The sequence below is a fragment of the Candidatus Nitrospira bockiana genome (assembly GCF_965152565.1).
On sequence record NZ_OZ224215.1, the window covers coordinates 2,800,699 to 2,813,256 of the forward strand.

Sequence of the window (12,558 nt, forward strand, 5' to 3'; positions counted from 1 at the left end):
GTCGACGGCAACCGGTGGAATTCTCGGCTCTCCTCGCATGCTGGGCCGTCGCGCACCGCGGACCACCCGGCAGGTCTTTCAGGGCGGCAGAATTTACCGGCTCTCGTCCAGCGCGTTCAGCCGCGCTTTCAGCGACAGGATCGCCTTCGTGTGGAGCTGGCAGACCCGGGATTCCGTGACGTTCAAGATGCGCCCGATCTCCTTCATCGTGAGCTCCTCGCAGTAATAGAGCGTCAGCACCAACCGCTCTTTTCTCGGCAACTGCTCGATGGCCGCCGTGAGCAGGGCCCGCCGATTCTCCGTCACCACGAGCGCCAGAGGGTCCGGATGGTCGTGGTCGGCCAGCATCGTCACGATCTTCCGCCCGTCCGTTTCCTGAACCCCGAGGTCGTCCAGGCTCACCATCACGGCGCCCTGCGCTCGGCTCATGAGCTCGGCGAGCTCCCCGGCCGACAACTTCAAGGCTTCCGCCAGCTCTTCCTCGCTGGGCGGCCGGCCCAGCCGGTTCAAGAGCGCCGCGTGGGTGCGCTCCAGCAGCGAGACGCGCTCGTGCACCGAGCGCGGAACCCAATCCATCGACCGAATCTCGTCCAGCATCGCGCCCCGAATGCGGAACTCGGCGTACGTCTTGAACTTGGCCTCCCGCGTGGGATCGTACTTCGTCATGGCATCCATCAAGCCCATGATCCCGACCGAGACGAGGTCGTCGACGTCCAGATGCGCCGGGAGCCGAAAGGCGAGGCGATGCGCGATGGCCTTGATCACGGGCGCGAACTCCCGGATGAGCCGCTCGCGCTCGGCCTCCTGCTTCCAATTCTCCTGTAACGTCTTCACGCCGGAAGTCTGATTCATCGGGCGCTCCTTGTCGATCGTTCCATGCTCACGACACCGGTGCGATCAGCCGCTGCCAGAAGAACTGGACGCTTCCCTTCGGGCGGGCCGGCGTCCAGCGTTCGACATGACGAGCCAATCGCCGGAACTCCTCGCTGGCCGGCGCATGCGGATAGACGTCCACGACCGCTCGCTGCCGGCATACCGACAAGGGGACATAGTCGTCCTCGGGGACGAAGCCGACGTAGTCGATGGAGATGTTGAGAAAGCGGTCGGCCACCAAGCCGATCTTGCGGTAGACCTCCAACCCCTCTCGTTGGTTCCGTGCACGGTTCACGAGCAGGCGGAAACGCGTCTCCGCATACCGGAGGGACAGGACCTTCATGACGGCGTACGCGTCGGTCATGGAGGTCGGCTCCGGGGAGGCGACGACGAGGATTTCTTGTGCGGCCGCCGCAAAGAAGAGGACGTTCGAGGAGATGCCTGCGCCGGTGTCGATCAGGAGGAGATCGATCCCGGCGGCCATCCGATCCAATTCATCCTGGAGGCGGATCTGCTGGTCCACGGTCAAGGCAGTCAGGTCGTGGATCCCCGAGCTCGCCGGCAGGATGCCGATGCCGGCCGGCCCGGACAGCAGGATCTCAGGGAGCCGCATCCCGCCGGTCAGCACGTGCTCGAGCGTGAACCGGGGAACGAGCCCCAGGAGCACGTCGAGGTTGCCGAGCCCGAGATCCGCGTCCAGCACGAGCACCCGCTTGCCGTTCTGGGCGAGCGCCACCGCGAGGTTCGCAACCACGTTGGTCTTCCCGACGCCCCCTTTTCCGCTCGTCACGGCGATCACCTGCACCGCGGGCGGCTCCGGTCCGGCAGATCCGTCCATCGTCCGTCGCAACGACATCGCTTGGTCCATCGGTTCTCCTCTCATGACGCCTGCGCCGGCGCCAGCGCCGGCATGTTCAGCTCGACTCCGGTGAGCACCAGATCGGCGAGGGTCTCGGGTTGCGCCGCTTCGAGATCCTCGGGCACCCGCTGCCCGCGGCTGAGGTACGAGACGGGGAGACCGGTCTGCCGTATGAGCTCCACGATCCCGCCGAAGCAGCCGGTCTCATCCATCTTGGTCACGAGCAATCGGCTGATCGGGAGCTGCCGGTAGCGCCCCATGTTCTCGAGGAGGTCGCGCTCCCGGGTCGTGGCCGACACGACGAGATGGACCTCCAGCGGGGCATCGAAACTGATCAGCTCGCGCAGCTCCGCCAGTCCGGACGCGTCCCGCGGACTTCGGCCGGCGGTATCGATGAGGATCAACTCCGCGTCCCGGCGGCGGGCCATGCTCTCCAGCGCCTCTCGGCGGGTCAGCGCCACGTCGAGCCCCACGCCGATCAGGTTCGCGTACGTCCGGAGTTGCTCGACCGCGGCCAGCCGGTAGGTATCGAGTGTGATGAGGGCGACCGAGCGATGCTCCTGCAAGCGATAGTGCGCCGCGAGCTTCGCGATCGTGGTGGTCTTTCCCACGCCGGTCGGCCCGACGAGGATCACGATCTTGCGGCGTTCGTCCGGGGAGAGCACCGGCCCGCTCGTCTTGACCCGCGCCGCGATCGCCTGGACCAAGCAGCGCCGCCACTCGTCGCAGGACTGCTCGCGGGCGCGGCCCCAGCGCTCGGCCGCATCGTGGATCAACCCTTCAGCCGTCGCCGGATCAAGGCCGATCCGAACCAGCGGCGCAATGTCGGCCTCCCCCTTCGGCGCGACGGGCCGGCGCGTCTCCGCCGTGGTCACCCCCAGGCACTCTCGGATCTGCTTGAGCTCCTCGAGCACGTCGGCCCATCCGCGCCCCTCCTCCGCCTGCACCTCAGCTGGCGACGATCGTTTCCCGGGAGCCGGTCCGGTCTTCGTGTGCAACGAGGCACGCAGCACCTGATCGAATGACGGCCGCTCGTCCTGCACACGGGCCGGCTGATCGACTCGCCCCCGAGCCGGCCGGGCCGGCTCGACATCGACCGCAGCGGTCACTTCGACCATTGTCCGACTCAAGAGACCGAACCGGCTGGTCCCCTGGGAGACCTGCTTGGTGGAGATGATCACGGCTTCCGGTCCCAACTCGGCCTTGATGGCCTTGAGCGCGTCCTGCATCGTCAAGGCCTGGAACGTCTTGATCTTCATCGCCACCTCTGGGGAAGGGTGAGGGTGAGGTTGAGGTTAAGGTTCAGGCTGAAATCGGAAGAATCGTGACGTTCTTCGCCCCACTCTTCGCCTCAGTCCCATGCTCTTCCCTTAACCTCAACCTCAACCTGAACCTTCTTCACTGAGCCTGATCGTTTCAGCCGCGGTGATTTTCGCCATCGCGTCGATCTCGTTCATCCCGAGCACGGGAACCGCGGGCAGCACCCGGTCGGTCAGTTTCCGGACGTGGCGGCGGAGAACCGGGGAGCACAGGATCACGGGCTGCTGACCGCGGGCCGCGAGCCGCTCCGCCGCCTGCTTGAGCGCGGCGAGCAGCTTGTGGGCGACGCTCGGATCGATCCCCCAAAACCCGCCCTGACCGGCCGTCGCCTGTTCGACGAGCGTGCGGTCGAGCCGGGGGTCCAGACTGATGACCGGCAAGGTCCCGTCCGGCCCGACGTATTGCTTCGTGATCGTCCGCGCCAACGCTTGCCGGGCCGCTTCGGTCAAGCCATCGGGGTCCTTGCTCACCGTCGCCTGATCGGCGATCGCCTCCAGGATCGTCCGGAGGTCGCGGATCGGCACCCCCTCCCGAAGGAGGTTGGCCAGCACTCGGACGACGACCCCCAAGGGGAGCACGCTCGGAACCAATTCCTCCACGAGCTTGGGGTAGGACTTCGCGACGTCGTCGAGCAGCCCTTGCACCTCTTGGCGGCCGAGCAATTCGGAGGCGTGGCGCTTGATGATTTCGCTCAGATGCGTCGCGATCGCCGAGCTGCCGTCGACGACCGTGTACCCTGCCATCTGGGCCTGTTCCCGCCCGGCTTCCGGCACCCACAGGGCCGGAAGGCCGAACGCCGGCTCTTTGGTCGCAATCCCTTGGACCACGCCCTTCCGGGCGGTTCCCGGGTCGATCGCGAGCACGTGCCCGGGCAGCACCTCGCCCTTGACGAGCTCCACCCCCTTCAGCAGCACGGCATACTCGTTGGGCCGAAGCTGCAAGTTGTCGCGGATGTGAATCGGCGGGACGAGGAACCCCATGTCCGCGGCGACTTGGCGGCGCAGCCCCTTGATGCGCTCGAGCAGGGTGCCGCCCCGTTCGCCGTCGACGAGCCCGATCAGGCCGTACCCGACCTGCACCTCCATCAGATCCAGGGGCACGACCTGCGGGGCCGCCTCGGCGGGCTTGGCCGACGCCGCGGCCTCGGGGGCCGCAGTCGGTTGCTGCTCCTGCTTGTGCAATTCATAGGCGGCCCATCCGACCGCGCCGCCGAGCAGCAGGAACGCCACGTGCGGAAGGCCCGGGACCAAGCCGAGGGCCACGAGAATGCCCGAGGCGGTGGCCAGCACCTTGGAGGAAATCAACATCTGGTCCGCGATGTCCTGCCCCAGATTGGCGTCCGAGGCGGCACGCGTGACGACGATGCCGGCCGCCGTGGAGACGATCAGGGCGGGCACCTGCGCCACCAGCCCCTCCCCGACGGTGAGGAGCGTGTAGTTCTGCGCGGCGGCGGCCAAGGTCATCCCTTGTTGCAACACACCGATCGCCAGGCCCCCGATGATGTTGACGAGGATGATGATGACGGCCGCGATCGCGTCCCCCCGCACGAACTTGCTGGCTCCGTCCATGGCCCCGTAGAAGTCCGCTTCTTCGGCCACTTCCCTCCGCCGGCGCCGGGCCTCGGCTTCGTTGATGAGCCCCGCGTTGAGATCCGCGTCGATGCTCATTTGCTTGCCGGGCATGGCATCCAACGTGAAACGCGCGGCCACTTCGGCGATCCGGCCGGCACCCTTCGTCACGACGACGAAGTTGATGACGACCAGGATCACGAACACGACCAGGCCGACGGTGTAGCTGCCGCCGACGACGAAATGGCCAAAGGCCCGGATCACCTCCCCGGCCGCTCCCGTCCCTTCGTTCCCGTGGAGCAGGATCAGCCGGGTCGCCGCGATGTTCAGCGAGAGCCGCAGCAACGTCACCATCAAGAGCACCGACGGGAACACGGAGAACTCGAGCGGCTTGCGCACCTGCATGCCGACCAGCAGGACGAGGATCGCGAGCGTGATATTGAAGGCCAGCAGCACGTCGAGGGCGAAGCGCGGGAGCGGGAGCAGCATGATCATCAGGACGGCGACGACACCGACCGACATCAGCACATCGGGATGGCGCAGGACCTCCGGCATCGGAAGGGCGATGGGCGCGCGGGCCGGCGGCGGAACCGCAGCCGAGGACGGGCTACGCCGCATGGGGCACCTCGCGGGGCAGAGACATGGTTAGGCCACCCCTTGACCGCGCGCCCGGTAGACGAGCGCGAGAATCTCCGCGACCGCCCGATACAGATCGACGGGGACCTCCCGGCCGACCTCGACCAGTTGATACAGCGTCCGGGCGACCGGTTTGTTCTCGACCACCATGACCCCGTGCTCCGCCGCGATCTCCTTGATACGCTCGGCGATATACCCGGCGCCCTTGGCCACGACGACGGGGGCGCCCATCGTCTTCTGCTCGTACCGGAGCGCGACCGCCACGTGGGTCGGATTCGTGATGACCACGTCGGCGTTCGGGACCGCCGCCATCATTCGGCTCCGTGCCATCTGGCGCTGGAGGCTTCGGACCCGCGATCGGAGGAGCGGATCGCCCTCGGCTTCGCGCTGCTCCTGCTTGACCTCTTCCTTGGTCATGCGCAGGCTGCGCTCCCATTCGAACCGTTGATAGGCATAGTCCACGACGGCGACGAGCCCGACCGTCGTCGCGATCAGCATCGCGACGTGAAAGGTGAGGGCGCCGGCCATCTGGAGCGTCGCCGGCAATTCGTACTGCACGAACTCGGGCAACCGGCTGAAGTCGCGGCGCACGGCGACGTACGCGGCCGCGCCGATCACGAGCACTTTGACGAAGGCCTTGACGAGCTCCGCCACCGACCGGAACGAGAACAGCCGCGTGAGACCGGCGCGAGGGCTGACGCGGGACGCGTCGAAACGAAGGCCGTCGCCCTGCCAGAGCCAGCCCGTCTGCACGAGATAGGCCATGCAGCCGACCGCCGAGACGCCGACGGCGAAGGGGAGCGCGAGTCCCAGGGCATCCCACGCGACCGCGCCCAGCAAGGTCTGGATGGTGTCCACGCGGAGGACGGCGTGGGCGGCCTGATCGGTCGCCCGCCCCAGCCATGCCTGGGTCATGTGCGTCATCTTGGCCATCGCCGGGCCGGTGAACAGCGAGAGCAGCGCCAATCCCCCGAACAGAACGGCCGCCGTGGGGATGTCCCGGCTCAACGCGATTTGGCCCTTCCGCCGGGCTTCGGCTTTCCGCCGGGTGGTCGCGCGCTCGGTTCGATTGCCGCCCTGCTCAGCCATGCCCCAATCCCCTCAGCAGGTCGCGCACGGTCTCCGGGAGACGCTCGAACTCGTGCTGGAACAGCCCGACGCCGTAGGGCAGCGCGGCGCTCATGATCACCAAGCCCAATCCGATCGTCACCGGGAAGCTGGAGACGAAGACGTTCATCTGTGGCACGGCCCGCCCGATGACGGCCATCGCGAGATTCACGACCAGCACGGTCAGCAGCACGGGCGCGGCGAGCTTGAGCGCGACCGCGAACAGGCCGGAGGAGACCCGCAGCACGTGCTCGCCGAGCGCCGGGGACAACGCGGCGGTCAGCGGCGGCACCAGGTCGAAGCTCTCCGCGATCGCGCGGACGACGACGAGATGGGCGTTGAGGGACAGGAAGACCAGCGAGGCGAGGAGGGTGTGGAACTGACCGACCAGCGGGACGTGCTGCGTCGTGGTCGGGTCGAACAGTTGGACGACGCCCAGCCCCATTTGGGTGCCGATCAACTCTCCCGCAAGCTCGATGCCGGCAAAGACGACGCGGACGGCCACGCCGATGACCAGGCCGATCAGGAACTCGCCGGCCACGTCGCCGGTCAGCACGAGCGGATCGTCGGGGAGCGCCGTGGCCCGGACGAGGGGCGCCAGCACGAACCCCAACAGGACCACGAGCGCCGTCTTGATCTGCAGCGGGATCACCCGGCTCCCGACGATCGGCCAGGCGGCCAGAAGACCCGCGACACGGCCCACGACGATGAGGAAGAGCTGGAACTGGGGGAGCGCCACCTGCAGGGTCTGGCCGAACACCATCTCAGTGTGCATAGTCGGGAATACTCAGCAGCAGAGACGTCATGAAGCCGACGAGGCTGTCCAGCATCCAGGGGAAGAACAGCAGCGCGGCGACGAACACCGCGAGGATCTTCGGCACGAAGCTCAACGTCGCCTCGTGAATCTGCGTCATCGCCTGAAACAGGCTGACCAGGAGGCCGACGACCAAACTCAGGGCCAGCATGGGCGCCGAGACCAGCAGGATGGTCTCGATGGCCCGCCGCCCGATCTCGATCACCGCGTCAGGAGACATACAAGACCAGTGATGAGTGATGAGTAATGAGTGAAGATTCCCTATTCATCACTCTGCGCTCATCATTCATCATTGCCTCATTGAAAGCTTCTCACCATCGAGCCGACGACCAGGTACCACCCGTCCGCGAGCACGAAGAGGATCAGCTTGAACGGCAGGCTGATGACCACGGGGGGCAACAGCATCATCCCCATCGACATCAGCACGCTTGCGACCACCATGTCGACGATCAGAAACGGGATATAGATGAGAAATCCGATCTGAAACGCGATGCGCAATTCGCTGAGGATGAACGCCGGGATGACCACGTGGGTGGGCAAGTCCTCCGGCGAGCGCGGCTTCGCCAGCTTGGCCAGATCGACGAACAGCTCGAGGTCCTTCTCCCGGACCTGCTTCAACATGAAGGTTCGGATCGGTCCGATCCCCTTCTCCCAGGCCTGCTCGTACGTGAGCTGATCGTTCAGCATGGGCTGCACGGCTTGCGCGTAGACGGTTTGCCCCACCGGCGCCATGACGAACAGGGTGAGGAACAAGGCCAAGCTGATCAGGACCTGGTTGGGCGGCACCTGCTGGGCGCCCAACGCCTGGCGGAGAAAGGCGAGCACGATGACGATGCGCGTGAAGGACGTGACCATGATGAAGAGCGCGGGAGCGAGCGAGAGGACCGTCAGCAGCGCCAGGATCTGAATGACGACGGCGGTCTGCCCTCGGGTGGCGCTGCCGAGATCGATGGTGATCGAGGGCCCGTCGGCCGCGGCGGAGGGAGGCTCGGCCACGAGGACGGTCAGGACGGCGACGAAGGCCACGAGGACGACGGCGGCTCTCATCGCGGATCACCCGCCGCCGCCCCCGAGGCCGACGCTCCTCCGGAGCCCTGTACGGCCGCGACGGCACGGGTCGGCTCGCCCAGGCGGCCCAGCGGGACGATCGCATCGCCGGTCGTCCCGATGATCAGGAGCTCGCCCGCGACGGACACGAGCGAGATGCTCTTCCGCGGGCCGAGGTATCCGGTGCCCAGGACACGGACGAGCGGCTGACCCGCCTGGACGAAGCCGCCGCGCGTGAGCAGCCGCCGCGCGACGACGAGCAGACCCATCATGAGGGCCAGGACGATCGCGAGAGAGGAGGCCATGCGCAGCACGCTGTCCCAGACGTCCATGATCGGCTCGTGAGCTCCTTGGGCCCGTTGCGTGGGGTGAGACGCCCTTAGGTCAACTGTTGAATGCGTTCGACGGCGCTGACGACGTCCGTCAGCCGGATCCCGAACTTTTCGTTGACGACGACGACCTCCCCGCGGGCGACCAGCCGATTGTTGACCAGCACCTCCAGCGGCTCGCCGGCGAGCTTTTCCAGCTCGATCACCGACCCCTGGCCCAACTGCAGCAGGTCGCGGATCAGCATTTTCGTCGCGCCGAGTTGCACGGACACCTGCATGGGGATGTCGAGGATGAAGTCGAGGTTCTTGGTGGGGACGTGCCCGTCCTTGCCCTCCAGGGGAGGGAAGCTCGCCGGCTTCGGGCCCGTCGCCACTCCGCCGGCTTCCGCGGCCTGTGCCTGTGAGCTGTCGCCGTTCGCCATCGTCGCCTCCTCTACCCGTTGCCGGTGCCGTTCAACACCTTGGCGATGCGGAACGCCCGATTCCCCTTGACCACGCCGGCATTGCCGAGGAATTTCGGCAAGCCTTCCACCGCGGAGACGATGAGGTCGCCGGGACTCTGATCGAGGACCAAGACGTCCCCCGGGCTGAAATGCAGGACGTCCTTGACCCGCACGGTGGCCGTCCCGAGTTGCACTTTGATTTCGACCGCGCAGTCCTGCAGGCTCTCGTGAAAGCGCCCGGCCCACCCGGTATCCTGCTCGAGATGGTCCGAGAAGAACCCCGCATACAGTTTTTCTTTGATCGGTTCGATCATGGCATAGGGGTAGACGATGAACAGATCGTGCGCGGAGTCGCCGAAGTCGACCCGGAACAGCACGGCCATCACGATCTCGGGCATGGAGACGATCATCGCGAATTGGGGATTGCTCTCCGACCGGAGATACTGCACCTTGGCCGGAATGACCGCCTGCCACGACTTCTGGAGGTCGACCATCGCGCGGTCGACCATCAGCCGGATGATTCGCTGCTGCACCGCGGTGAAGTCGCGGCCTTCCGGCTTCACGTGGGTCTGGCACGTCCCGCCGAAGAACTGATCGACGAGGAGGTAGACGAGCACCGCGTTCATGGTCATGAGCGCATGCCCGCGCAAGGGATCGATCCGAAAGACGCTGAGCGAGGACGGAATCGGCACCTTCTTCAGGAAATCTCCGAACTTCATGATCTGGGTCGACACGATGCTCACCTCCACCGATTTGCGCAGCGCCGTGGACCAGGAGATGGACTGCAGGCGGCCGAAGCGGTCGTTGATCATCTCGAACGTCGGCATGCGGCCCCGGATGATCCGCTCTTGGGATCCGAGGTCATAGCTCTTGATCCCACCGGGGTCCTCTTCCTTGGGCGTGGTGTCCACGTCCCCGGACACGACGCCCCGCAGGAGCGCATCGACTTCTTCTTGCGACAGGACTTTTTCAGCCATGGCGTGAGCCTAAGTACAACAGTGCTGAGTGCTGAGTGCCGAGTGACGAAGGCTGAAGACGGAGGATATTATCTGGACCACTGACTCCGTAAGCCTCATGGTTCTTTCTCGACGCAGAACTCAGCACCCAGCACTCAGCACTTCTTTACTGCACCACGAATTCAGTGAAGTAGGCGGACCGTACGCCGCCCTTGGGCAGAAGGGCGTTGACGCGCTCGGTGATCTCTTCGCGCAACTGAAACTTGCCCTGTGGGCTTCGCAGCGCGCTCGCCTCTTTGCTCGTCAGGAGGATCAACACCGCATCGCGGACATGCGGCACCCGCCCGGCCAGCTCGCCCGACACCTCCGGGCGGTCGAGCTCGAGCTTGACGGTGATCTTGAGATAGCGAGACTCGGGGGCGTCGGCCAGGTTGACGATAAAGGGATCGAGATCATAGATGGCGCCCGGGGGGCCGGCCGCTCCCACGACCTTCGTCGTCGCCTCTGCGTGCTTCTCCGGCGCGGCCGCCTTGGCCTCCTTGGGAGACGACTCGACGTGCTCTTTGCCCGTCAGCTTGACGAACACCAGCGCGGCGCCCAACCCCAGCAACAAGGTCACGACCGCAATGATGATGACCAACTTGATCGGCAGCCCTGCCGGCGGCGCGACGACCACCTTCTCTTCGGTTGCTTCAGCCATACGGCACCTTTCGTTGTGATTGCCTCGCTCGGTCGAAGCAATGCGTATGCCACCAGGACTACGCGCATACGCCTGACCATGCTCCAAGAAAGCGGTGACTTAGCCGCTGCGTGGTGAGACAACCCCGAGCAATCCTGATCGGCTGACGGCGGTCGCCTTGACGGCGTCAGAATCCTGACGGCGACACAGGAGATCACCATGGGCACCGGGTCGAGTCACACGCGAGGTACAGGAGATACAGAAGGATAAGAAAAGATCGAAGAAGAGAAGATAGGCCGGAGACGACACCGACCAGGGTAAAGGGCATGGAGCCTTATTAGACCCCTTACCCCCTACCCCTTACCCCATATCCCTACTCCGCTATCGCTTCAGGTTCACCAGTTCCTGGAGCATTTCGTCACTGGTCGTGATCGCCCGGGAATTCGCCTGGAAGGCGCGCTGGGTGATGATCATGTCGACGAACTCTTTCCCGAGATCGACGTTCGATTGCTCCAAGGCGCCCGACACGATCCGGCCCAGACCGTTGCTGGTTGCGGTCCCGATGATCGGCCGCCCCGAATCGTTGGACTCGGCGAAGAGGTTGTCGCCGACCCGCACGAGACCTTGGGGATTCACGAACCGGTTCATCACGACCTGTGCCAGCGTCCTCGTCTGACCGTTGCTGAATTGCGCCACGATCTCGCCTTGGGCGTTCACGGTCATGCGTTCGAGCGATCCCGCCGCATAGCCGTCTTGGCTTTGGTCGAGCAGGGCCGACGTCGCTCCGTACTGCGTCATGCTGCCGAAGTCGACCGTCACCGTTTGCGGAGTGGCCGCGCCTCCGGGGATCGTGAGCGAGAGCGCCTGGCTGCCGCCCGTCGACAGGGCGCCGCCGGAGGTGAAGACCAGGTTGGTGCCCGCGGCGGCCGCGCCCCCGTCTACCTGGTAATAGAGGTTCCACGTGTTGGCGGTCGAGGTCTTGACGAAATACAACTGCAGCGAGTGATCGCTCCCCAAGGAATCATAAAAGGTCAACCCGGTGGAGAAATTGTAGGAGGTCGGGTCGCTCACGCTGAAGGCCGCCGTCGGGACGGTCGCCCCCGCATCGAGGTTGGCGGTGATATCCGCCGTCGAGGTGGCTTGGGGGGCGCTGTTCGTGCTCGTCAGCGTGATGTTCCCGATGGTCCCCGTGATCACGCCCGAGGCATTGGCTTGGTACCCCTGCAGCAGGTTGCCCGCCGCATCGATCACCTGCCCGTTGCTGTCCAGCTGGAACTGACCGTTCCTCGTGTAGTAGAGCGCCCCGCTCGGGTCGGCGATCCGGAAGAACCCGTCGCCGTCAACCGCCAGGTCGAGCGTGCTGCCCGTGGTGGAGATCGATCCCTGCGTGAAATTCCCCTGGATCTGGTTGAGGTAGACCCCGAGGCCGACCTGCTGAGACCCGAAGGCGTTCGCCAAGCTGGCCGAGATCAATTCGGCGAAGGAGGCCCGGCTGGATTTGAACCCCACGGTCCCCACGTTTGCGACGTTGTTTCCGATGACCGCCAAGGCGTTGCCGTAGGCGTTCAATCCACTGACCGCGGTGAACATCGACGTCAAGATCCCCATCGTTCCCTCCGTCTCGCGATAGATGCGGTGGCTACGCGGTCCGGCTGGTCTGTGCCGTGCCGGCCGCCTGGTTCTGGTCGACCAACTCTTGGGCCAGATCGACCAGCTTCGTGAGCTGCTCGAGTTGGCTGAACATGGCCGCCTGCGTAATGAACGTTTCGTTGTCGGTCGGATTGAGCGGGTCCTGGTATTGAAGCTGCGTGACGAGCAGGTTCAAGAACTCATCTTTCCCCAGACGTCCGGAATCCGTGGACGCGGTGGTCTGAGTGGTCGATCCGGTTGCACCGAGCATGTCTGAAATCGTGGCCATCGTCCGCTC

13 protein-coding genes and 1 pseudogene are annotated in these 12,558 nt (G+C 65.5%); all 14 read right to left on the reverse strand.

Going from position 1 to position 12,558, the window contains the following annotated elements:
- Positions 1 to 93 precede the first annotated feature (93 nt).
- The 14 genes and pseudogenes from ACWHYV_RS13725 to ACWHYV_RS13790 all read right to left on the reverse strand — a co-directional run bounded on the left by ACWHYV_RS13725 (position 94) and on the right by ACWHYV_RS13790 (position 12,549).
- Entirely contained in the window at positions 94 to 852 is a 759-nt protein-coding gene (locus tag ACWHYV_RS13725) for a FliA/WhiG family RNA polymerase sigma factor (RefSeq protein ID WP_447977057.1), read from the reverse strand.
- Between the two features lie 28 nt (positions 853 to 880).
- Positions 881 to 1,741 carry a MinD/ParA family protein gene (locus ACWHYV_RS13730; RefSeq protein WP_447977058.1) on the reverse strand — a complete coding sequence of 287 codons (861 nt, stop codon included), beginning with the start codon at positions 1,739 to 1,741 and terminating at the stop codon, positions 881 to 883.
- Positions 1,742 to 1,752: 11 nt separating this feature from the next.
- Positions 1,753 to 2,991, reverse strand: coding sequence for a flagellar biosynthesis protein FlhF (flhF, locus tag ACWHYV_RS13735; protein ID WP_447977059.1), 1,239 nt, complete (start codon positions 2,989 to 2,991; stop codon positions 1,753 to 1,755).
- 123 nt (positions 2,992 to 3,114) lie between these two features.
- The gene (gene flhA / locus ACWHYV_RS13740) at positions 3,115 to 5,175 is read right to left on the reverse strand and encodes a flagellar biosynthesis protein FlhA (RefSeq protein ID WP_447980728.1); all 2,061 of its coding nucleotides are present in this window, start codon (positions 5,173 to 5,175) and stop codon (positions 3,115 to 3,117) included.
- Positions 5,176 to 5,265: 90 nt separating this feature from the next.
- Entirely contained in the window at positions 5,266 to 6,345 is a 1,080-nt protein-coding gene (gene flhB, locus ACWHYV_RS13745) for a flagellar biosynthesis protein FlhB (RefSeq protein WP_447977060.1), read from the reverse strand.
- The gene (gene fliR / locus ACWHYV_RS13750; RefSeq protein ID WP_447977061.1) at positions 6,338 to 7,138 is read right to left on the reverse strand and encodes a flagellar biosynthetic protein FliR; all 801 of its coding nucleotides are present in this window, start codon (positions 7,136 to 7,138) and stop codon (positions 6,338 to 6,340) included. Before fliR ends, flhB begins: the two co-directional genes overlap by 8 nt.
- Positions 7,128 to 7,397 carry a flagellar biosynthesis protein FliQ gene (gene fliQ, locus ACWHYV_RS13755; RefSeq protein ID WP_447977062.1) on the reverse strand — a complete coding sequence of 90 codons (270 nt, stop codon included), beginning with the start codon at positions 7,395 to 7,397 and terminating at the stop codon, positions 7,128 to 7,130. The genes fliR and fliQ overlap by 11 nt, the downstream gene beginning before the upstream one ends.
- 77 nt (positions 7,398 to 7,474) lie before the next feature.
- Positions 7,475 to 8,224: a flagellar type III secretion system pore protein FliP gene (gene fliP / locus ACWHYV_RS13760; protein ID WP_447977063.1), complete on the reverse strand. Its 750-nt coding sequence runs from the start codon at positions 8,222 to 8,224 to the stop codon at positions 7,475 to 7,477.
- Positions 8,221 to 8,556: a FliO/MopB family protein gene (locus tag ACWHYV_RS13765; RefSeq protein ID WP_447977064.1), complete on the reverse strand. Its 336-nt coding sequence runs from the start codon at positions 8,554 to 8,556 to the stop codon at positions 8,221 to 8,223. Before ACWHYV_RS13765 ends, fliP begins: the two co-directional genes overlap by 4 nt.
- A 47-nt stretch (positions 8,557 to 8,603) precedes the next feature.
- A pseudogene (gene fliN, locus ACWHYV_RS13770) lies at positions 8,604 to 8,861 on the reverse strand (flagellar motor switch protein FliN); the annotation flags it as partial.
- Positions 8,862 to 8,986: 125 nt separating this feature from the next.
- The gene (fliM, locus tag ACWHYV_RS13775) at positions 8,987 to 9,973 is read right to left on the reverse strand and encodes a flagellar motor switch protein FliM (RefSeq protein WP_447977065.1); all 987 of its coding nucleotides are present in this window, start codon (positions 9,971 to 9,973) and stop codon (positions 8,987 to 8,989) included.
- Between the two features lie 145 nt (positions 9,974 to 10,118).
- Positions 10,119 to 10,652: a flagellar basal body-associated FliL family protein gene (locus ACWHYV_RS13780; protein WP_447977066.1), complete on the reverse strand. Its 534-nt coding sequence runs from the start codon at positions 10,650 to 10,652 to the stop codon at positions 10,119 to 10,121.
- A gap of 360 nt (positions 10,653 to 11,012) precedes the next feature.
- On the reverse strand, positions 11,013 to 12,239 hold the full coding sequence (gene flgE / locus ACWHYV_RS13785; RefSeq protein ID WP_447977067.1) for a flagellar hook protein FlgE: 1,227 nt from the start codon (positions 12,237 to 12,239) through the stop codon (positions 11,013 to 11,015).
- Between the two features lie 31 nt (positions 12,240 to 12,270).
- Positions 12,271 to 12,549, reverse strand: a complete 279-nt coding sequence (locus ACWHYV_RS13790) for a flagellar hook assembly protein FlgD (protein ID WP_447977068.1) — start codon at positions 12,547 to 12,549, stop codon at positions 12,271 to 12,273.
- Between the last annotated feature and the right edge of the window lie 9 nt (positions 12,550 to 12,558).